This window comes from Streptomyces sp. NPDC048644 (genome assembly GCF_043199105.1).
Classification (GTDB): Bacteria; Actinomycetota; Actinomycetes; order Streptomycetales; family Streptomycetaceae; genus Streptomyces.
In genome coordinates this window covers 211,900-232,799 of the sequence record NZ_JBICVO010000010.1, presented here as the reverse complement: position 1 = coordinate 232,799, position 20,900 = coordinate 211,900, and the positions used below count along the sequence as shown (strand labels likewise).

The 20,900-nt window shown below is 70.8% G+C and carries 19 protein-coding genes; 9 read left to right on the top strand and 10 right to left on the bottom strand.

Annotated elements, in window-relative coordinates; translation table 11 throughout:
- Positions 1-15 precede the first annotated feature (15 nt).
- Positions 16-942: a metallophosphoesterase gene (locus ACGFNI_RS24045; RefSeq protein WP_393686682.1), complete on the bottom strand. Its 927-nt coding sequence runs from the start codon at positions 940-942 to the stop codon at positions 16-18.
- A gap of 143 nt (positions 943-1,085) precedes the next feature.
- On the opposite strand from ACGFNI_RS24045, the gene ACGFNI_RS24040 reads away from it, so the two are divergent.
- Positions 1,086-1,550, top strand: coding sequence for a GatB/YqeY domain-containing protein (locus tag ACGFNI_RS24040; RefSeq protein WP_393686681.1), 465 nt, complete (start codon positions 1,086-1,088; stop codon positions 1,548-1,550).
- Positions 1,551-1,813: 263 nt separating this feature from the next.
- On the opposite strand, the gene ACGFNI_RS24035 is transcribed toward ACGFNI_RS24040, so the two are convergent.
- Positions 1,814-4,003 (bottom strand): transglycosylase domain-containing protein, encoded by a 2,190-nt coding sequence (locus tag ACGFNI_RS24035; RefSeq protein WP_393686680.1) that lies wholly within the window; start codon positions 4,001-4,003, stop codon positions 1,814-1,816.
- Between the two features lie 394 nt (positions 4,004-4,397).
- On the opposite strand from ACGFNI_RS24035, the gene ACGFNI_RS24030 reads away from it, so the two are divergent.
- A complete protein-coding gene (locus ACGFNI_RS24030) occupies positions 4,398-4,739 on the top strand; it encodes a WhiB family transcriptional regulator (protein ID WP_393686679.1) in 342 nt (113 codons plus the stop codon).
- A 266-nt stretch (positions 4,740-5,005) separates the two neighbouring features.
- Here the strand turns inward: ACGFNI_RS24030 and ACGFNI_RS24025 are convergent, their stop codons facing one another.
- Both ACGFNI_RS24025 and ACGFNI_RS24020 read right to left on the bottom strand, forming a co-directional pair.
- On the bottom strand, positions 5,006-6,439 hold the full coding sequence (locus ACGFNI_RS24025) for an ArsA family ATPase (RefSeq protein WP_393686678.1): 1,434 nt from the start codon (positions 6,437-6,439) through the stop codon (positions 5,006-5,008).
- Positions 6,436-7,464 (bottom strand): ArsA family ATPase, encoded by a 1,029-nt coding sequence (locus tag ACGFNI_RS24020; protein WP_393686677.1) that lies wholly within the window; start codon positions 7,462-7,464, stop codon positions 6,436-6,438. Before ACGFNI_RS24020 ends, ACGFNI_RS24025 begins: the two co-directional genes overlap by 4 nt.
- 152 nt (positions 7,465-7,616) lie before the next feature.
- Here ACGFNI_RS24020 and ACGFNI_RS24015 point away from each other — a divergent pair, with 152 nt between their 5' ends.
- The 4 genes from ACGFNI_RS24015 (at position 7,617) to ACGFNI_RS24000 (ending at position 10,128) form a co-directional block, all read left to right on the top strand.
- A complete protein-coding gene (locus ACGFNI_RS24015; RefSeq protein WP_107050307.1) occupies positions 7,617-7,775 on the top strand; it encodes a DUF4177 domain-containing protein in 159 nt (52 codons plus the stop codon).
- Complete coding sequence (locus ACGFNI_RS24010) at positions 7,772-8,236, top strand: RidA family protein (protein WP_393686676.1); 465 nt, start codon at positions 7,772-7,774, stop codon at positions 8,234-8,236. The genes ACGFNI_RS24015 and ACGFNI_RS24010 overlap by 4 nt, the downstream gene beginning before the upstream one ends.
- A gap of 102 nt (positions 8,237-8,338) precedes the next feature.
- Entirely contained in the window at positions 8,339-9,301 is a 963-nt protein-coding gene (locus ACGFNI_RS24005) for an NUDIX hydrolase (protein ID WP_393686675.1), read from the top strand.
- Entirely contained in the window at positions 9,298-10,128 is an 831-nt protein-coding gene (locus ACGFNI_RS24000; protein ID WP_393686674.1) for an MBL fold metallo-hydrolase, read from the top strand. The genes ACGFNI_RS24005 and ACGFNI_RS24000 overlap by 4 nt, the downstream gene beginning before the upstream one ends.
- A 38-nt stretch (positions 10,129-10,166) precedes the next feature.
- Here the strand turns inward: ACGFNI_RS24000 and ACGFNI_RS23995 are convergent, their stop codons facing one another.
- Together ACGFNI_RS23995 and ACGFNI_RS23990 are read right to left on the bottom strand one after the other, a co-directional pair.
- A complete protein-coding gene (locus ACGFNI_RS23995) occupies positions 10,167-10,976 on the bottom strand; it encodes a nucleotidyltransferase (protein ID WP_393686673.1) in 810 nt (269 codons plus the stop codon).
- Between the two features lie 201 nt (positions 10,977-11,177).
- Positions 11,178-11,852, bottom strand: a complete 675-nt coding sequence (locus ACGFNI_RS23990) for a Crp/Fnr family transcriptional regulator (RefSeq protein WP_006604164.1) — start codon at positions 11,850-11,852, stop codon at positions 11,178-11,180.
- A gap of 509 nt (positions 11,853-12,361) precedes the next feature.
- On the opposite strand from ACGFNI_RS23990, the gene nth reads away from it, so the two are divergent.
- The 3 genes from nth (at position 12,362) to ACGFNI_RS23975 (ending at position 15,330) form a co-directional block, all read left to right on the top strand.
- Complete coding sequence (gene nth / locus ACGFNI_RS23985; RefSeq protein WP_393686718.1) at positions 12,362-13,291, top strand: endonuclease III; 930 nt, start codon at positions 12,362-12,364, stop codon at positions 13,289-13,291.
- Between the two features lie 82 nt (positions 13,292-13,373).
- Complete coding sequence (locus ACGFNI_RS23980) at positions 13,374-14,114, top strand: NUDIX hydrolase (RefSeq protein WP_393686672.1); 741 nt, start codon at positions 13,374-13,376, stop codon at positions 14,112-14,114.
- A 13-nt stretch (positions 14,115-14,127) separates the two neighbouring features.
- Complete coding sequence (locus ACGFNI_RS23975) at positions 14,128-15,330, top strand: MarP family serine protease (RefSeq protein WP_393686671.1); 1,203 nt, start codon at positions 14,128-14,130, stop codon at positions 15,328-15,330.
- Between the two features lie 409 nt (positions 15,331-15,739).
- Here ACGFNI_RS23975 and ACGFNI_RS23970 read toward each other — a convergent pair whose 3' ends face one another.
- The 4 genes from ACGFNI_RS23970 to acs all read right to left on the bottom strand — a co-directional run bounded on the left by ACGFNI_RS23970 (position 15,740) and on the right by acs (position 20,805).
- Positions 15,740-16,666 (bottom strand): alpha/beta fold hydrolase, encoded by a 927-nt coding sequence (locus ACGFNI_RS23970; protein WP_393686670.1) that lies wholly within the window; start codon positions 16,664-16,666, stop codon positions 15,740-15,742.
- On the bottom strand, positions 16,663-17,121 hold the full coding sequence (locus ACGFNI_RS23965) for a phage holin family protein (protein ID WP_393686669.1): 459 nt from the start codon (positions 17,119-17,121) through the stop codon (positions 16,663-16,665). Before ACGFNI_RS23965 ends, ACGFNI_RS23970 begins: the two co-directional genes overlap by 4 nt.
- Positions 17,122-17,165: 44 nt before the next feature.
- A complete protein-coding gene (nhaA, locus tag ACGFNI_RS23960) occupies positions 17,166-18,557 on the bottom strand; it encodes a Na+/H+ antiporter NhaA (protein ID WP_393686668.1) in 1,392 nt (463 codons plus the stop codon).
- A 280-nt stretch (positions 18,558-18,837) separates the two neighbouring features.
- Positions 18,838-20,805 (bottom strand): acetate--CoA ligase, encoded by a 1,968-nt coding sequence (gene acs / locus ACGFNI_RS23955; RefSeq protein ID WP_393686667.1) that lies wholly within the window; start codon positions 20,803-20,805, stop codon positions 18,838-18,840.
- Between the last annotated feature and the right edge of the window lie 95 nt (positions 20,806-20,900).

Genomic DNA, 20,900 nt, shown 5'->3' with positions numbered 1-20,900 from the left:
CGGGTGGTGCGGATGTCAGTCCCGGGGCGTGAGAGTGAGGAGGGTGGCCTCGGGGGGGCAGGCGAAGCGGACGGGGGTGTAGCGGTTGGTGCCGCAGCCTGCGGAGACGTGGAGGAACGAGGTATGAGCGCCCGCGGTGTGGGTGGAGAGGCCCTTCACGCGGCCGGTGTCGATGTCGCAGTTGGTGACCAGCGCCCCGTAGAAGGGGATGCAGAGCTGGCCGCCGTGGGTGTGGCCGGCCAGGATCAGCGGGTAGCCGTCGGCGGCGAAGGCGTCCAGGGAGCGCAGGTACGGGGCATGGACGACGGCCAGGGAAAGATCGGCGCCCGACTCCGGGCCGCCGGCCACCTCGGCGTAGCGGTCCCGCTTGATGTGCGGGTCGTCGAGGCCGGTCAGGGCGATCTCGATGCCCTCCAGCTTGAGGCGCCCGCGGGTGTTGGACAGGCCGACCCAGCCGGCCGCGTCGAAGGCGTCGCGCAGGTCCTCCCACGGGTTGTGGACGACGCCGACCGCGGGGGCGTTGCCGTTGAGGCCGTGCCGGCCCTGCACCTTCTCGGTCAGGTAGCGGGCCGGGTTGCGCAGCTTGGGGCCGTAGTAGTCGTTGGAGCCGAAGACGTAGGCGCCGGGGAACTCCATCAGCGGGCCGAGGGCGTCCAGGGCCTCAGGGACGCCCTCGGGGTCGGAGAGGTTGTCCCCGGTGTTGATCACGAAGTCGGGGCGCAGCCCGGCGAGCGACTGCAGCCAGCGCTGCTTCTTGCGCTGGCCGCTGACCATGTGGATGTCGGAGACCTGCAGGACGCGCAACGGCCGCATGCCGCGGGGCAGTACGGGCACGGTGACGCGCCGCAGACGGAACGAGCGGACCTCGAAGCCGGCGGCGTAGGCCAGGCCGGCCGCGCCGAGTGCGGTCAGGGACAGGGGTACTCCGTATCGCGCGCGCATGCTTCCCATCGTTGCAGAGTGACGGGCGGGAGGCGTACGGAGGAAGAACGACGGGGGCGGGCGGGGGAGTTCCCCGGTGTCCGGAGGGATCTCGGAGGGAAAAGGCGCGGTGGTTGTCGGTGGGTACGGGCATACTCGACGGCATGACCACGCTCAAGTCCAAGCTCCAGGACGACCTCACCGTCGCGATCAAGGCGCGCGATGAGCTGCGCTCCTCCACCCTCCGGCTCACGCTGACCGCGATCCAGAAGGAAGAGGTCGCGGGCACCGAGGCACGCGCACTGTCCGACGGCGAGGTCGAGAAGATCATCGCCCGGGAGGCGAAGAAGCGCCGCGAGGCGGCGGAGGCGTTCGACAAGGGCGGACGCGCCGAGTCCGCCGAGCGCGAGCGGGCCGAGGGCGAGGTGCTCGCCGGCTACCTGCCCAAGCCGCTGTCCGACGACGAGCTGGAGAGCCTGGTGGCCGCGGCGGTGGCGGAGGCCGTGGGCTCCGGTGCCGAGGGGCCGCGCGCCATGGGCGCCGTCATGAAGATCGTGAACCCGAAGGTGGCGGGCCGGGCGGACGGCGGCCGGGTCGCGGCCGTGGTGAAGAAGCTGCTGGCGGAGTGAGTGGCGGCCGGGGCAGGCGGCCCGGCGCAGGTGATCCGACGGAGATGAACCGGCGCGGGTGAACCGGCGCGGGTGAACCGCGGCCGGCCCGGCGGGCCGGTCTGCCGGACCGCTTTCGGCTCGCGTCCCCGTATGCCCAGCCTGCCCCACGCAAAGGGGCGCCCTCCGTGCGGAGGGCGCCCCTTTGGCATTGTTACGGCGGTGCGCGGCGTACGTACCTGCCCGTGTCGGACCGGGCCGGTGCCGTTACGCCGGCGGCGTCGTCACCAGGCGCCGCCGTTGTGGCCACCCAGTATGTCGGGGAAGTGCCAGCCGCCACCGGGCTTGTTGCCGCCGGGGGGCGGCTTCGGCTTGTGCTTCGGCTTGCCCTTGCCGTCGTTGTTGCCGTGGCCCTTGTCCTCGTCGGGGTCGTCTACCGAGACGGTCGGCAGGGCCGGCGCGGGCTTGTTGGCCAGGGCACCGGACATCGCGTCGCGCCAGATGGGTCCTGGAGTATCGGCGCCGTAGACCTTGGCGTGGTAGTTGCCGCCGATGCTGATGTTGAACATCTTGCGCTTGTGCATCGGGTCGCCGACCCAGACCGCGCCCGCCGCGTTCGGGGTGTAGCCGACGAACCAGGCGGCGTAGCGGCTGTCGCTGGTGCCGGTCTTGCCGGCGCTGTCCCGGCCGTCGAGTCCGGCCTCCTTGCCGGTGCCGTCCTCGACGACGCCCTTGAGGAGGGTGTTGATCGTCTTCGCGGTCCTGTCCGACATCGCGCGCTGGCAGCCGCTCTTCGGGACCGGCAGCGCCTTGCCCGTGGGGTCGGTGATCGACGCGATGGCGATCGGGGTGCAGTAGTTCCCGCCGTTGGCGAAGGCGGCGTAGGCGCCGGCCATGGTCAGCGGCGACATCTCCTGGACGCCGAGCGTCATCGACGGCACCTCTTGGAGCTGCTTGCCGTCCGCCCGCTGGATGCCCATCTTCTCCGCCATCTTGACCGCGGGACAGACACCCATGTCGCTGATCAGCTGCACGAAGTAGGTGTTGACCGACTTCGCGGTCGCCTCCTTCATGGCGTACGGGCCGACTTCGGACTTGTTCTCGTTCTGCGTCTTGTCGCTGCCCTGCCATTCGCCGTTGCAGGTCTGGACCGGGCTCGGGTACTGCATCCGGTACGGCGACGAGTACTCCTGGTACGGGCTGATGCCCTGGTCCAGCGCGGCTGCGGCCACCACCGGCTTGAACGTCGAACCGGGCTGGTAGCCGGCCCCGCCGCCCATGTCGTGGTTGACGGAGAGGTTCATCACCGTCTCGTTCTTGCCGAACCCGTAGGGACGGGACTGGCCCATGCCGAGGATCTTGCCGCTGCCCGGCTCGACGATGGTCGCGGCGCTGGCGACCGGGTCGTCGTCGTAGACGTGCTTCTTCATCGACGCCTGGACCGACCGCTGGGTCTGCGGGTCGAGCGTCGTGCGGATCGTCATGCCGCCTTCGTTCCAGCGCTTGAGCCGGTCCTTGTGGGACTTCCCGAAGGTCTTGTCGTTGAGGAAGACCTCGCGGACGTAGTCGCAGAAGAAGCCCGCGCCGTCCGCCGCGGTGATGCAGCCGTTCTTGGGACGGCTGACGGCCAGCTTGATCGGCCGCTTGGCGGCGGCGTCGGCCTCTGCCTGGGTGACGTCCTTCAGGTCGGCCATCCGCTGCAGCACGGTGTTCCGCCGCCGGGTGGCCTCCGCGGGGTCGTTGACCGGGTCGTAGCGGGTCGGCGACTGGACGATGCCGGCCAGCAGCGCGGACTCTTCGAGGTTCAGGTCCTTGGCGTGCTTGCTGAAGTAGCGCTGGCTGGCGGCCTCGACGCCGTACGCCTGCTGCCCGAAGAAGGTGATGTTGAGGTAGTTCTGCAAGATCTTGCGCTTGCCGAGCTCCTCCTCCACCTGGATCGCGTACTTGAGTTCCTTGACCTTGCGGCCGATCGTCTGCTGAGTGGCCTGGGCGACCTTGTCCGGGTCGTTGCCCGCCTCCTCGATGAAGACGTTCTTCACGTACTGCTGGGTCAGCGTCGACGCACCCTCGGAGACGCCGCCGGACTGGGCGTTCTTGTTGACCGCGCGCAGAATGCCCTTCATGTCGATCGCGCCGTGCTGGTAGAAGCGCGCGTCCTCGATGGCGACGATCGCCTTCTGGACGTACGGCGACATGTCCTTGAGGTCGACCACCGTGCGGTCGCGGCTGTAGACCTTGGCGATCTCGCCGCCGTTCGCGTCCTGGATGATGGTCCGCTGGCTGAGCGGCGGGGCCTTGAGGTCCGAGGGGATGTCGTCGAATCCCTCGACCGATCCCTTGGCCGCGAGGCCGATCGCTCCGGCGGCGGGAAGGGCGATACCCGCCAGGACGGCGCCCGCCAGCACGCTGACACCCAGGAACTTAGCGGCCTGCTGGGTCTTGGTCAGACCCCCGCCGTCGCGCTTCTTACCCATGAGGGCACCCTACGTTCTCAATCGCCGGACAGGGGCGCAACTGTTCGCCTACGCTGTTTCCCATCTGCCACAGCGGAACCGTTCCGCCCCGGCGCGCCCCTCTCCTCTCCCGTTCGGTCGGCGCGTGGGTCGTGGCCTGAACATCCGCTCGTGTCACGGGAATTCCGGTTTGCTCACGGTGAACTGTCCTGGCTTACGAGAAAGGCGACGTATGTCGTCCGCTCACTCCGTTGGGTGATCTGCCGTATACGCATAGTCCGTTCGGGCCATTCAAGATTGGGCCCGAAGGGGGTGTTGCGCCCTGCCCACCTTCCGTAACGTCCTCAACTGGCAACGGTGAATATGCCGATTGCCGCCGTGGGGGAGCCTCGATTCGGGAGAGGACGGCGCCAGCATGAGCTGGGTAACCGACTGGAACGCACAGGCAGCATGCCGCACGACCGATCCGGATGAACTGTTCGTCCAAGGAGCGGCGCAGAACCGCGCCAAGGCTGTGTGCACCGGGTGTCCGGTGCGTACGGAGTGCTTGGCCGATGCGCTGGACAACCGCGTGGAGTTCGGCGTGTGGGGCGGAATGACCGAGCGTGAACGCCGGGCGCTGCTGCGCCGCCGGCCGACCGTGACGTCGTGGCGCCGCCTTCTGGAGACGGCGCGTACGGAATACGAGCGCAGCACGGGGATTCTGCCCATGGGCTGCGAGGGCGAGGATTTCGACGAGTACGCGGCGGCCGGTTAGCCGGTCGGCGGCGGGATCTCGGAGCGCCGCCAACGCGGTGGATACGGAGTGGAATTGGCCGCTCCGGATGCAGTCGTTCGCGTCGGCGCAGTGGTGCATGCCCGTGGGCCGGGACCTGGGCCCGGGGCGTGTCTCGGACGTCCGGACGGGTGCGTGTCCGGGGCGTGTTGGCGTATGCGTGGAGCCGGGCGGGCGCGGCGGTGCGGGCGCAGGGCGGGGTGACCTTCCGCACAGCGCGTGTGACGTTCGGGGCGTTCTGCGGATGGTCAGGGTTGCGCGGGGGCTATGTCGCCGTCGGTGGGGTCGAGGGCGAGGCGTGCGCCGATCGCGCGTAGGCCGGCTAGGTCGTGGACGTCGCCGGGCAGCGCGGCGACCTCCGTCACGGGGACTTCGGGGTGCAATGCGGTGAAACGGTCTCGCGTCCGTCGTTCGCGCGCGAGGACCTGCATGCGCTCCGCGTGCAACCGCAGCAGCCCGGCGGCGAGTTGAGCCGCCGAAGCCGTGGGTGGTGCTGGGTGCGCCGCCGGGGCGGTGGGGGAGTGGCCGTCGGCGGTACGTGATCCATTCTTCCCGCCGTCGTGATCCATAATGCCGTTCCGCTCAAGATTTTCGGCGGCTTCCGCGACGGGGCCCGTGGCAGGGTCCGGATCGGGGCCCGGCGTGGCGCCCGCTTCCGCACCGGCTTCCGCTTCCTGGGCCGCGGCGCGCTCGTCGGCCGCCGTCTCGGCCTCCTCCGCCGCCTGGTCGGTCAGCGTCTCCGCCGCGGCGAGCGCCCGCTCGGCGCTCAGCCGGGAAGCGCCGCTGCCGTGCACCCTGTTCAGGACGAGACCGGCCAGCGGCATCTGCTCGGCTGCCAGCCGTTCGACGAAGTACGCCGCCTCGCGCAGCGCGTCCCGCTCCGGTGCGGCCACCACGAGGAAGGCCGTGCCGGGCGCCTGGAGCAGCCGGTACGTGGCGTCCGCGCGGGTGCGGAAGCCGCCGAACATGGTGTCCATCGCGGCCACGAACGTCTGCACGTCGCGCAGCAGTTGGCCGCCCATCAGCTTGCTGAGCGTGCCGGTCATCATCGACATACCGACATTGAGGAACTTCATTCCGGCCCGGCCGCCGACCTTCGCGGGCGCCATCAGCACCCTGATGAACTTGCCGTCCAGGAAGGACCCGAGGCGCTTGGGTGCGTCCAGGAAGTCGAGCGCGGAGCGGCTGGGCGGGGTGTCGACGATGATCAGATCCCACTCGTCGCGGGCGCGGAGCTGGCCGAGCTTCTCCATGGCCATGTACTCCTGCGTGCCCGCGAAACCGGCCGACAGGGACTGGTAGAAGGGGTTCTCCAGGATGGCGCGGGCCCGCTCCGCGTCGGCGTGCCCCTCGACGATCTCGTCGAAGGTGCGCTTCATGTCGAGCATCATCGCGTGCAGTTCGCCGCCTGCCGCGTCGTCGACGCCCTTGACCTGGCGGGGGACGTTGTCCAGCTCGGAGATGCCCATCGACTGCGCGAGCCGCCTGGCCGGGTCGATGGTCAGGACGACGGCCTTGCGGCCACGCTCGGCCGCCCGTACGCCCAGGGCGGCGGCCGTCGTGGTCTTGCCGACGCCGCCGGAACCGCAGCACACCACGATGCGGGTGCGCGGATCGTCGATCAGCGCGTCGACCTCGAGCCACGGGGCCGAGGCGTCCAGCGTCGAGTTGTCGGCGGTCATATGGGCCCCTGTTTCCGCAGGTCCCTCGCCAGGCGGTAGAGGCCGGCGAGGTCCACTCCCTCGGGGAGCAGCTCCAACTCGTAGGTGGGCAGGCCGATCGCGGTCAGCTCGGCGTGCTGGGCGCGCTCCAGGTCGACCCGCTCCGCGTGCTCGCGGGCCTGTTCCAGGAGCGGGTCGATCAGCCGCTCGGCCAGGCCGCCGCGGCGGGCGCCGCCCAGACCTGCCTGGGAGAGCGCCTTGGCCACGCCCGTCCGGGCGCTGCGGGCGGCGATGTCGAGGTCTTCGGTGTCCAGCACGGCGGGACGGGTCATGTTGATGACGATGCCGCCCACAGGGAGGCCGGCGGCCCGCAGCTCGGCGATGCCGTCCGCGGTCTCCTGGACCGGCATCTCCTCCAGGAGGGTCACCAGATGCACCGCGGTCTCGGGGGACTTGAGCACCCGCATCACGGCCTGCGCCTGATTGTGGATCGGGCCCATCTTCGCCAGGCCGGCGACCTCGTCGTTGACGTTCAGGAAGCGGGTGATGCGGCCGGTGGGCGGTGCGTCCATCACGACGGCGTCGTAGACGTACGCGCCGTGCTTGTCCTTGCGGCGCACCGCTTCGCATGCCTTGCCGGTCAGCAGGACGTCCCGCAGGCCCGGGGCGATGGTGGTGGCGAAGTCGATCGCGCCGAGCTTCTTGAGGGCGCGGCCCGCGCTGCCGAGTTTGTAGAACATCTGGAGGTAGTCCAGGAGGGCACGCTCGGCGTCGATGGCGAGCGCGTGCACCTCGCCCGCCCGTCTTCCGACACCGCCCCTGGCGGAGTCGGCGGCCGACGCGCCGTCCGGACCCGGTGCCACGGCGATCTTGCGCTCCTCGTAAGGGAGCGCTTCGGTCTCGAACACCTGGGCAATGCCCTGTCTGCCCTCGACCTCGACCAGGAGGGTACGGCGTCCCTCGGTGGCCAGGGCGAGGGCGAGGGCAGCGGCGACCGTGGTCTTGCCGGTGCCGCCCTTGCCGCTGACGACATGGAGCCTGCTCACGTCAAGGAGCCTAACCAGTCCGCGCGCGGGCTACGCACGGGACGGCCCCTGGTCTGCGTCGGGGATGTGCCCTACGGGTCGCCCGGGGCCTGCCCCGCGGGGGCGGGCGGGCGCCGTCCGCGGCGGGTGCGGGCAGGCATTACGCTCGGCCCATGACCAAGTGGGAATACGCGACCGTGCCGCTTCTCGTACACGCGACGAAGCAGATTCTGGACACCTGGGGCGAGGACGGCTGGGAGCTCGTCCAGGTCGTTCCGGGCCCGAACAACCCCGACCAGCTGGTGGCCTACCTGAAGCGGGAGAAGGCGTGAGCGCCGTAGAGGACAAGATCGCGGAGCTGGGCCTGAAGCTGCCGCAGGTCGTGCCCCCGCTGGCCACGTACCAGCCCGCGGTGCGCTCGGGCCGTTACGTCTTCACCTCCGGCCAGCTGCCCATGGTGGACGGCGCGCTGCCGGCCACCGGCAAGGTCGGCGCCGAGGTCACCCCGGAGGCTGCCGCGGAACTGGCCGCCACCTGTGCGCTCAACGCACTGGCCGCGGTGAAGTCCGTGATCGGTGATCTGGACAGGATCGAGCGCGTCGTCAAGGTCGTCGGGTTCGTCGCGTCCGCGCCGGACTTCACCGGACAGCCGGGCGTCGTGAACGGCGCCAGCGAGCTGCTGGGCGCGGTACTCGGCGACAAGGGCGTGCACGCCCGGTCCGCGGTCGGTGTGGCGGTCCTGCCCGTCGATGCCCCGGTCGAGGTCGAGATCCAGGTCGAGATCGCGGAGTAGTAACCGGCCGGGGCGGCTCGACGGCCGCCCCGGGGCACGGCCGGGCGGGGGTGCCGAAAAGAGACCCTCGAACATCCGCGCGTGAGCGCATAGCATCCGGCCATGTCGTCGACGACCAATGGCCAGTGGTATCCGCCGGAGTGGCCGGACCTCATCCGGGCGTTCGCGAACGGCGAGCTGACCCCCGCCGAGCCCCGGCGGGCCGCGACCGTCCTGCTGCTGCGGGACTCAGGCACCGGCGGCCCCACCGTGCACATGTTGCGCAGACGCGCCTCCATGGCCTTCGCCGGAGGCGCGTACGCCTATCCGGGCGGCTCCGTGGATCCGCGCGATGAACGTCCCGTCTCCTGGGCCGGCCCCTCGCGCGCCGAATGGGCCGCACGGATGGGGGTCGACCCGGCCGCCGCGCAGGCCATCGTCTGTGCCGCAGTGCGCGAGACGTTCGAAGAGGCCGGGGTACTGCTCGCCGGGCCGTCGGCCGGGACGGTCGTCGCGGACACCACGGGCGACGACTGGGAGGCCGACCGCGCGGCGCTGGTCGCCCACGAGCTGTCCTTCGCCGACTTCCTGGAACGCCGCGGCCTGGTGCTGCGCTCCGACCTCCTGGGGGCGTGGGCCCGCTGGGTCACCCCGGAGTTCGAACCGCGGCGCTACGACACCTGGTTCTTCGTCGCCGCGCTGCCCGAGGGCCAGCGCACCCGGGACGTGTCCACGGAAGCGGACCGCACGGTGTGGATCCGCCCGGCGGAGGCCGCCGCCGGCTACGACCGCGGCGACCTGCTGATGATGCCGCCGACCATCTCCACGCTGCGCTCCCTGGAGCCGTACGCCACCGCGGCCGACGCGCTGGGCGCGGCAGGGCAGCGGGACCTGGCGCCGGTGCTGGCCCGCGCCCGCCCGGTGGACGGCGGGATCGAGCTGAGCTGGCCGGGCCACGACGAATTCACCAAGCACGTCCCGCAGACGGAGAGCGGTCGCGCCGCAGGCCCAAGGGCGGACGGGGGCACCGACGGCCCCGAAGGACCCGCAGGAGACCGCCGCCCCTCAGGAGGAACCACCGCATGACCAATGCAGCAGCCCTCCCCGGACAGCCCCGCGGCGGCGTCATCGCGGGACCTGCCACCGCCCGCGCCCGGTGCGTCCTGGCGCCCAACCCCTCGGCGATGACCCTGGACGGCACCAACACCTGGATCGTCGCCGAACCGGACTCCCCTCTGGCCGTCGTCATCGACCCGGGGCCGCTCGACGACGGGCACCTCAGGGCCGTCATCGACACCGTCGAACAGGCAGGCAAGCGGGTCGCGCTGACCCTCCTGACCCACGGCCATCCCGACCACGCCGAAGGGGCGGCCCGGTTCGCCGAGCTGACCCGTACGGACGTCAGGGCCCTCGATCCGGCGCTGCGTCTCGGGGACGAAGGGCTCGAAGCCGGCGACGTGATCACCACGGGCGGCCTGGAGATGCGCGTCGTGCCCACCCCGGGGCACACCGCCGATTCGCTGTCCTTCCACCTCCCCGCCGATGCCGCCGTCCTCACCGGGGACACCATCCTGGGCCGGGGCACCACGGTGGTGGCCCATCCCGACGGGCGGCTCGGCGACTACCTGGACTCGCTGCGCAGGCTGCGCTCCCTGACCGTCGACGATGGGGTGACCACCGTCCTGCCCGGCCACGGCCCGGTGCTCAACGACGCCCAGGGGGCGGTGGAGTTCTACCTGGCGCACCGCGCCAACCGGCTGGCCCAGGTGGAGACCGCCGTCGAGAGCGGGCACCGCACACCGGCCGAGGTCGTCGCCGCTGTCTACGCGGACGTCGACCGCTCCCTGTGGCCGGCGGCCGAGTTGTCGGTGCGGGCGCAGCTGGACTACCTGGGGGAACACGGGTTGATCTGAACCCGGGGCGGCTTCGGGGAGCGGGGGCCGCCGAGCCTCTACGGGCGAGGCGCCTTCGGGCCGTGGACGGCCAGGTACTCGGCCGCGAGCCAGGGGGCCAGGCCCTCCAGCAGCTCGTCCAGCAGGTGCGGATGGTCATCGGGCGCGCGGGCCGCGCGGGCGGCGGCGCGCATCTGCTGTGCGTGCGCCGGGTAGTAGCGGCCGAACACCTCGGCCGACTCGGCGAGATCGCTCGTCCAGCCGCCCCAGCGCGGCATCACCAGCGTGAACCCGGCGCGTACCAGCAGGCGCGCGGTACTCCGGATCAGCCGCCGGCGCCCGGCACCGCTCGGTGCCTCGGCGGCCTTGCGCCGCAGGCCGGGCAGCAGGCGGAAGAAGTCGCCGTTGGTCTCCCTCGCGAGAAGCGGAGTAGGGCGGTAACGGGGCAGCCGCCCGGCGAGGTCGGGGCCCGACAACGGGGTGCACAGGCAGGCGACGAACCAGCCCATGTCGTGCCGCTCCAGCTCGCTCAGCAGCCGGTCGACGCCGAACAGCAGGATTCCCGCACCGTCGATCTGGGGGAAGGCGGCATCCAGCTCCGCCTCCAGGACATCCGCTGTCGCCCGGTCCTCCGGAGTGGGCCCGGCGCGCAGCGCGAGCAGCAGGTCGAGATCGGAGACCCCGGGGACGGCCGTGCCGCGCGGGATGCTGCCGTAGAGGTACGCGCTGTGCAGCAGGGCGGGCCCGAAGCGCGCGGTGATCCCGTCCCGAGCCGCTGCCACGACAGGCGCGAACTCCGGGGCGACCCGATCGAGCGCCCCTTCCCGGAGGAAGCAGCCGTCCCGGTCCAGTCCCCTGCCGTCACTCATGGCGCCACTATGCCGACGGGCCAGGAGGGGAGCCAGGGGTTTACGGGCGTACGGCGAAGGGCCCCACCGGGGCGGGGCCCTTCCCTTGCAGATGCAACGCCGCGTACGGGCGCTGAGCGGCCGAACGGAACGCTACGCGCCGGTAATGATTCCGGGCCTGCGCCACGGCGGCGTACGGGCCACGGGGGCCCTGTGCGGGCGTCAGCGGGAGCGCTTGGCCAGCCGCTCGACGTCCAGCAGGATCACGGCGCGGGCCTCCAGGCGCAGCCAGCCACGGCCGGCGAAGTCCGCGAGCGCCTTGTTGACCGTCTCGCGGGAGGCGCCCACCAACTGGGCCAGCTCCTCCTGCGTCAGGTCGTGCACGACGTGGATGCCTTCTTCGGACTGCACGCCGAAGCGGCGCGACAGGTCCAGCAGGGCCCGCGCCACCCGGCCGGGTACGTCGGAGAAGACCAGGTCGGACATCTGGTCGTTGGTCTTGCGCAGGCGGCGGGCGACGGCGCGCAGCAGGGCGGTCGCCACCTCGGGCCGGGCGTTGAGCCAGGGCTGAAGGTCGCCGTGGCCCAGGCCGAGGAGCTTGACCTCGGTCAGGGCGGATGCGGTGGCCGTGCGCGGGCCCGGGTCGAAGAGCGAGAGCTCACCGATCAGTTCTCCGGGGCCCAGGACGGCGAGCATGTTCTCCCGGCCGTCCGGGGAAGTGCGGTGCAGCTTCACCTTGCCCTCGGTGACCACGTACAGGCGGTCGCCGGGATCCCCTTCGTGGAACAGGGCGTCGCCGCGAGCGAGCGTGACCTCTCCCATTGAGGCGCGCAGCTCGGCCGCCTGCTCATCGTCGAGCGCCGCAAAGAGCGGTGCGCGCCGCAGAACGTCGTCCACGAGTTCTCTCCTTGTCGACATGCTCCGAGGGACTGTGGTCCCCATCATGCCGGAATGCAAAACAGTGCGATCAATCACAAGTTTGCCGGACCCGTGGCCCGAGCCCTACGGCAGGGGGCCGATTGGGGTGGCGAATCATGGTGATCGGGCCGGATGTCAGTGGGTGGCCTTAGTCTGGCCGAGTGTCCAACACGCCGGTGAGAGCACGGGACGAGGGGGCTGAGCGAGTGACCGCAGAACGCGATTCCGCTGTGGGCGAACGCCCGCCCCGCCCGCGGCCCGAATGCGAACAAAGGTCCCAAAGCGCCCGCCGGGATGGTGTCCGTCCGGAAGGCGGTGCCGCGGGGGTGCGGCCCGTCGGGGCGGACGGCGGATCCGGCGCGTACGCCGAAGGTGAGGCCGGCGGGAATCCGGCGGCCGGGCCGGCAGGGAAGCCGGCAGCGAACTCGGTACGGAAGAAGGCCGTCGTGAAGCAGAACCCCGCAAAGGCGACCAAGGAGACGGCCGCCGTGACGGCTGCCCAGGAGCCGGCCCCGCAGCAGAGCACCGCGAAGAAGCCCGCGGCCAAGAAGACGACGGCAAAGACGACGGCGGCCAAGAAGACGACGGCGAAGAAGGCCGCCCCGAAGAAGACCGCGGCGAAGGCGCCCGCGAAGAAGACCCCCGCGCGCAAGCCGGAATCGCGGACGGCCATGGTCCGCAGGGCCCGGCGGATCAACCGTGAGCTGGCCGAGCTGTACCCGTACGCCCACCCGGAGTTGGACTTCACCAACCCCTTCGAGCTGCTGGTCGCGACGGTGCTCTCGGCGCAGACCACCGACCTGAGGGTCAACCAGACCACCCCCGGCCTGTTCGCCGTCTGCCCCACCCCGGAGGACATGGCGGCGATGAACCCGGAGCGGCTGGAGGAGCTGATCCGCCCGACGGGCTTCTTCCGCGCCAAGGCGAAGTCGCTCATCGGCCTGTCGACCGCGCTGCGGGACCGCTTCGGGGGCGAGGTGCCCGGACGGCTCGAGGACCTCGTCACGCTGCCCGGCGTCGGCCGCAAGACCGCCAACGTCGTGCTCGGCAACGCTTTCGGCGTCCCGGGCATCACCGTGGACACCCACTTCGGCCGCCTGGTGCGCCGCTTCGGCTGGACCACCCAGGAAGACCCCGTGAAGGTCGAGGCGGAGATCGCCGAGATCTTCCCCAAGAGCGAGTGGACGATGCTCTCGCACCGCGTCGTCTTCCACGGCCGCCGTGTCTGCCACTCCCGCAAGCCCGCCTGCGGCGCCTGCGGCATCGCCCCGCTGTGCCCGTCGTACGGCGAGGGCGAGACCGACCCGGAGAAGGCGAAGAAGCTGCTCAAGTACGAATTGGGCGGCCAGCCGGGCCAGCGTCTGAACCCGCCGGCCGGCTATCCGGGTCGGCCCGCACCCCCGTTGGCGGCCTCATGACGCCGACCGTCACGACCGCAGGAGCGGCAGCGGCAACCGCACCGGGGACCGACCACCGAAGCCAGGGCCTGAGGGGGCGCGTATGACGAGTGCACAGGAGCAGTGCGGCGAGAAGACGGACAGCGGGGACACGGCGCTCGGCGCCGCCGCGGGCGGCCCGGAGACCGTGGTGAGCGTCGAAGGGCTGCCGGAATGGCTGGCCCCGGTCGCCCGCGCGGCCGGCACGATCGAACCGCGCCAGCTCAGCCGCTTCCTGCCGCCGGAGAGCGGCGGCCGGCAGTCCGCCGTGCTGATCCTCTTCGGCCACGGCGCACGCGGCCCCGAACTGCTGCTCATGGAGCGTGCGGGCACCCTCCGTTCGCATGCCGGACAGCCGTCCTTCCCTGGTGGTGCCCTGGATCCCCAGGACGGCGATCCGGAGGGCCGCGGCCCGGTGCGTGCCGCGCTGCGCGAGGCCCAGGAGGAGACCGGGCTCGACCCTTCCGGTGTCCAGGTGTTCGGCGTACTGCCGCGGCTCTACATCCCGGTCAGCGGGTTCGTCGTGACGCCGGTCCTCGGCTGGTGGCGCCACCCCACCCCGGTCGGCGCGGTCGACCAGGCGGAGACCGCACGGGTGTTCACGGTTCCCGTGGCGGATCTCACGGATCCCGCGCACCGCGTGACGACCCGCCACCCCAGCGGCCACATCGGCCCGGCGTTCCTCGTCGAGAACGCTCTGGTCTGGGGTTTCACCGCCGGAGTCATCGACCGGATCCTGCATTATTCGGGCTGGGAGATTCCGTGGGACTCTGACAAGCAGGTCCCACTCGACTGGCGCGCGTGAGACGGTGTCCGGCGTGAACGTCCTGGACATTCTGTTGCTGGTCGCCGCCGTGTGGTTCGCGATCGTCGGTTATCGGCAAGGCTTTGTCGTCGGCATCCTGTCCGTGCTCGGTTTCCTCGGGGGCGGGCTGGTCGCGGTCTACCTGCTGCCCGTGGTCTGGAACGAGATCACCGAGGACGCCACACCCGGCACCTTCGCGGCCATCGCGGCGGTCGCCATCGTGATCGTGTGCGCGTCGGTGGGCCAGGCGCTCACCACCCATCTGGGGAACAAGCTGCGCCGCCACATCACCTGGTCACCCGCGCGAGCGCTGGACGCGACCGGCGGCGCGCTGGTCAACGTCCTGGCGATGCTGCTGGTGGCCTGGCTGATCGGTTCCGCGCTGGCCGGCACGTCCCTGCCGACGCTCGGCAAGGAGGTCCGCAACTCCAAGGTGCTGCTGGGGGTTTCGCGGGTGATGCCGCAACAGGCCGGCACCTGGTTCGCCGACTTCTCCTCGGTCCTCGCGCAGAACGGCTTCCCGCAGGTCTTCACCCCGTTCTCCAACGAGCAGATCACGTCCGTGCCGGCCCCCGACCCGCAGCTGGCCTCCGGCCCGGTCGCTTCGGAGGCCAAGCACAGCATCGTCAAGGTCGTCGGCACGGCGCCCAGCTGCGGAAAGGTCCTCGAAGGCAGCGGCTTCGTCTTCTCCTCGCACCGCGTGATGACCAACGCCCACGTCGTCGGCGGTGTGAGCGAGCCGACCGTCCAGGTGGGCGGCGAGGGGCGCACGTACGACGCCAAGGTCGTGCTCTACGACTGGAAGCGGGACATCGCGGTGCTCGACGTGCCCGCGCTGGACGCGCCCCCGCTGCGGTTCGCCGGCAAGGACGCGAGCAGCGGCAAGAGCGCCATCGTCGCGGGCTACCCGGAGAACGGCGGCTACGACGTCCGCGCGGCCCGCATCCGCGGCCGTATCCAGGCCAACGGCCCGGACATCTACCACCGGGGCACGGTCGGCCGCGATGTGTACTCCCTGTACGCCACGGTGCGGCAGGGCAACTCCGGAGGCCCGCTGCTCACGCCGAACGGCGAGGTCTACGGAGTGGTGTTCGCCAAGTCCCTCGACGACGCCCAGACCGGCTACGCCCTCACCGCTGACGAGGTCCGGGAGGACGTCGTCAAGGGCCGGGCGGCCGGGCATCAGCAGGTCGACAGCCAGGGCTGCGCGATCTGAGGCGCCCAGGGGTGGTGGGTGCGAAGTGTGCGCCCGCCGCCCCGCGCGGCTCAGCTGCGGGTATGGCGGAGGCGTGCGCTCATCCAGCGCGCTCTGCGGCGCAGGATGCGCGGAATCCCCATCGGGTGCGCGGGGTCGGAGGGATCACCGGGCCTGAGGTCCGGAGTGCCCTTGTCCCGAGTGCCCACCGCAGCGGCACTGCTGCGGCGGTTGCTTGCCACGTCACGGTAGTCGTGCGTCCAGCCCATACCCTCGACTCTGCCCCTGCCCCAAGGTCCGTAACCTCCGGGAGACCCGCCAATTGGCCTATGCGTCAGGCAAGTGGCTGTTCGTCAGACGTACGTTCGTCCGTGGTGCGCCGGGCGTCCGGGGCGCGCTGTCTGAGGGGGGCCGACGGGCGGCCGGGAGGTCACCGGTCCGGTTCGGGGTCCTGCAGCCAGTTGATCAGCTCCGATGAGAACGCCACCGGGTCCTCCTCGTGCGGGAAGTGGCCCAGCCCGTCGAAGAGCCGCCAGCGGTAGGGGGCCTCGACATACGCGCCGGAGCCGGCCGCGCTGCGGGTGCGCATCACCGGGTCGAGTGAGCCGTGCAGATGCAGCGTCGGCACCCGTACCGGCATCTTCATGCGGCGGTTGAACTGCAGGCCGTCCGGGCGGGCCATCGAGCGCACCATCCAGCGGTACGGCTCGATCGCGCAGTGCGCCGTCGAGGGGATGCTCATCGCCCGCTGGTAGACCGCCACCGCGTCCTCCTGCGGAGGCTGCGGGCCTGACCAGTCCCTGATCATCTGCCCCACCAGCGCGGCATCGTCGGCGAGCAGCGCCCGCTCGGGCAGCCAGGGGCGCTGGAAGTTCCAGATGTGCGAACTGCGCCTGCTCTGTTTGACGTCGGCGAGCATCGCCGAGCGCCAGCGGCGCGGGTGCGGCATGGACGACACGGCGAGCCGGCGCACCAGCTTGGGCCGCATCACGGCTGCCGTCCACGCCAGATAGCCGCCCAGGTCGTGGCCGACCAGGGCGGCGTCCGGCTCGCCCAGGGACCGGATGACGCCGGTGACGTCGAGCGCGAGATTTGCGGGGTCGTAGCCGCGCGGGGTGCGGTCGCTGCCGCCGACGCCGCGCAGGTCCATCGCGACCGCCCGGTACCCCGCGTCGGCGAGCGCGGGGAGTTGATGCCGCCACGTCCACCAGAACTGCGGGAAGCCGTGCAGCAGCAGTACCAGCGGTCCTTCGCCCATCTCCGCGATGTGGAAACGGGCGCCGTTCGCCGCGACGTCCCGGTGTGACCAGGGCCCGTCGGGCTGTACGACCGAGGTGGTGCTGTCGGCGGCTGTCATACCGACGAGCGTGTCACAGACTCCAGGACGGGGTGTTCCGCCGGCGCCGTGCGCGGATGCGGCTTGGCCTTCTGGAGGACGGCCGCCGTCTGCTTGGCCGACGCGATGGACTTCTCCGGCTTCTTGATCTTCTTGACCTTCGCGAGCGCGATGAGGATCAGCAGCGTCGCGACGACCAGGAAGGCGCCACCGACGATCAGGAACGACCAGGCGAGCCCGAGGCCGAGGTTGTGGATGCCGTAGGCCGCGGCGAAGCTCAGCACCGGGAGGGCGAAGAGCGCCAGTACACCCGCCACGACGAACGCGGATCCGCCGATGCCCGCCCGCTTGGCGTCCTGCCGCAACTCGGCCTTGGCCAGCGCGATCTCGTCGTGCACGAGTGCGGACATCTCGGCGGTGGCCGCCGCCACCAACTGCCCGAGGCTGCGGTCTGCGCCGTCATCGGCTGAACTCATCGCCGTCTCCCTCTTGTCTGCTGCCGGATGCAAAGCCTCTCAGATCATGCCGGACCATCGTCCCCGTGGGCGGCGCCGGAGGCCACTTCGGCAAGCCGCCGGTGCTCGGCGGCCTTCGATTCGAGGATCGCGGCCATCCTCAGGTGGTACTCCGGCTTGTCCATTTCGTAGATGTCAGGGATGCCGTCCTGGTCCTCGTCGCGCTCCTCGTCCTCGCACAGCTTCCGGTACTTGGTGTTGCGGAGCTTGAGGAGGATGCCGGCGAACACGGCGGCGATCAGCGAGCCGATCAGGACGGACGCCTTGATCTCGTCGGCCAGCGCCAGGTCCGTGGCGAAGGCCAGTTCGCCGATCAGCAGGGAGACCGTGAAGCCGATGCCGGCCAGCGCGGCGACGGCGAAGACGTCCGGCCATCTGAGGTCGGGGTTGAGCTCGGCCTTGGTGAAGCGGGCGGTGAACCACGTGCCGCCGAAGATGCCGAGCGCCTTGCCGACGACCAGGCCGAGGACCACACCCAGCGTTTCGGGCCGGGTGAAGACCTCGTGGACGGCGCCGCCGGAGACGGACACACCGGCGGAGAAGAGGGCGAAGAGCGGTACGGCGAGGCCGGCCGACAGGGGGCGCACCAGGTGCTCGATGTGCTCACCGGGGGAGTGTGCTTCGCCCTCGCGCCGGGTGCAGCGCAGCATCAGGCCCATCGCGACACCGGCGATGGTGGCGTGCACCCCGCTGTTCTCCATCAGTGCCCAGATGACCAGCGCGAGCGGCACGTAGACGTACCAGCCGCGGATGCCCTTGCGCAGCAGGAAGTAGAAGAGCACCAGGCCGGCGACGGCGAGGCCGAGCGCCAGAAAGTTGATCTTCGAGGTGAAGAAGATCGCGATGATGAGGATGGCGAAGAGGTCGTCGACGACGGCCAGGGTGAGCAGAAAGGCGCGCAGTGCGGACGGCAGGGACGTGCCGATCACGGCGAGTACGGCCAGCGCGAACGCGATGTCGGTGGCGGTGGGGACGGCCCAGCCGTCCAGGGAACCGCCGCCGATGGTGTTGACGACGGTGTAGACGATGGCGGGCATCGCCATGCCGCAGATCGCGGCGATCACCGGGAGGGCGGCGGCCTTGGGGTCGCGCAGTTCGCCGGCGACCAGTTCGCGTTTGAGCTCGATGCCGGCGACGAAGAAGAAGACGGCGAGCAGGCCGTTCGCGGCCCAGTGCTGGATCGAGAGGTCCAGGCCGATGGCGGCGGGGCCGAGGTGGAAGCCGCGGATCGCTTCGTAGCTGCCGCCTGCGGTGTTGGCCCAGATGAGAGCCGCGACGGCGGCGACGAGGAGGAGCACTCCGCCCACGGTTTCGGCGCGCAGGGCTTCGGCGATGAAGTTCCGCTCGGGCAGGGGTATTCGCCCGAGGAAGGGGGAGCGGCGGTTGGGGGCGTTCACGCGGGTGACCTCCGGGCTTTCGGCAGCTGAGTACGGCTGTTGCAGTTGCCGACCAGACTTCCCGGCGCACCCTGAGATTCTTTGCGTTTCGTTGACGCGTCTGCCACTTTACCTGGCGCGCACAAGGGGCTAATGGGTGATTCTCACTTTAAGGGCATACCGGGCATCCGGCTGGCGGGCCGGGTGGTCGCCTCCGGAGACGCCGCAGGGGCACCGGCCGTCTGCCGGTGCCCCTGCGGCTGTGCGTGCGTGGTTCCTGGGGCCCCGCCGGGCCCGGTGCTCAGTCCTCGCTCGACGCCCCCGGCAGCTTCGCCTGGATCAGGTCCATGACGGAGGAGTCGGTGAGGGTGCTGACGTCGCCGAGGTCACGGTTCTCCGCGACGTCCCGGAGCAGCCGGCGCATGATCTTGCCGGAGCGGGTCTTGGGCAGCTCGGCGACCGGCATGATCCGCTTGGGCTTGGCGATCGGGCCGAGCTGCTGGGCGACGTGCGCACGCAACTCGTCGACCAGGCCCTCGTCGTCGGCGCTCGCGGTGCCGCGCAGGATCACGAAGGCGCAGATGGCCTGGGTGGTCTGCGGGTCGGTGGCCCCGACGACCGCGGCCTCGGCGACCTTCGGGTGCGCGACCAGCGCCGATTCCACCTCCGTGGTGGAGATGTTGTGGCCGGACACCAGCATCACGTCGTCCACCCGGCCGAGCAGCCAGATGTCGCCGTCCTCGTCCTTCTTGGCGCCGTCGCCCGCGAAGTACTTGCCTTCGAAGCGCGACCAGTACGTGTCGAGGTAGCGCTGGTCGTCGCCCCAGATGGTGCGGAGCATGGACGGCCACGGCTCGGTCAGCACGAGGTAGCCGCCGGCGCCGTCGGGCACCTCGTGGGCGTCGTCGTCGACGACGGTCGCCGCGATGCCGGGCAGCGGTACCTGCGCCGAACCGGGCTTGGTCGCCGTGACGCCGGGCAGCGGGCTGAGCATCATCGCGCCGGTCTCGGTCTGCCACCAGGTGTCGACGATCGGCGCCGCATCGGCACCGATGTGCTTGCGGTACCACATCCACGCCTCGGGGTTGATCGGCTCACCGACCGACCCCAGGACGCGCAGCGACGACAGGTCGAACTTCGCCGGGATGTCGTCGCCCCACTTCATGCAGGCGCGGATCGCGGTCGGCGCGGTGTAGAGGATCGTCACGCCGTACTTCTGCACGATCTCCCACCAGCGGCCCTGGTGCGGGGTGTCGGGCGTGCCCTCGTAGAGCACTTCGGTGGCGCCGTTGGCGAGCGGTCCGTACGCGATGTACGAGTGGCCGGTCACCCAGCCGACGTCGGCGGTGCACCAGAAGACATCGGTCTCCGGCTTGAGGTCGAAGACGGCGTGGTGGGTGTACGCCACCTGCGTGAGGTAGCCGCCGGTGGTGTGCAGGATGCCCTTGGGCTTACCCGTCGTACCGGAGGTGTAGAGGATGAACAGCGGGTGCTCGGCGTCGAACGCCTCGGGGGTGTGCTGGTCACTCTGCCGCTCGACGGTCTCGTGCCACCACACGTCACGGCCCTCGGTCCACGCGACGTCCTGGCCGGTACGCCGCACGACCAGGACGTTGCGGACGTTCTCCGTGCCGGGCTTGGTCAGCGCCTCGTCGACGGCCGGCTTGAGCGCGGAGGGCTTGCCGCGGCGGTAGCCGCCGTCGGCGGTGATCACGACGCGGGCGTCGGCGTCCTGGATGCGGGTGGCCAGTGCGTCCGCGGAGAAGCCGCCGAAGACCACCGAGTGCGGGGCGCCCAGGCGGGCGCAGGCCAGCATGGCGATGACCGTCTCCGGGATCATCGGCATGTAGACGGCGACGCGGTCGCCGGTCCTCACCCCCAGCTCGATCAGCGCGTTGGCGGCCTTGGAGACCTCGCGCTGCAGGTCGGCGTAGGTGAGCGAACGGCTGTCGCCGGTCTCGCCCTCGAAGTGGATGGCCACCCGGTCGCCCAGGCCGTTCTCCACATGCCGGTCCACGCAGTTGTACGCGACGTTGAGCTTGCCGTCGGCGAACCACTTCGCGAAGGGTGCGTTGGACCAGTCGAGCGTCTGAGTGGGCGCTGTCTCCCAGGACAGGCGCTTCGCCTGCTCGGCCCAGAAGCCCAGCCGGTCCGCCGCGGCCTGTTCGTAGGCCGCTGCCGTGACGTTGGCGTTCGCTGCCAGTTCGGCGGGCGGTGTGAACCGCCGTTCCTCCTTGAGCAGGTTGGAGAGGGAAGAGTGCTCGCTCATGCTTCCGTCTCCTTCTTGAGCAAAACGGAGAGGGAAGGACGCTTGTCCATGTCTCGGCTCCCGGTACATCGCAGGTGGTATAGACCAATAGACCG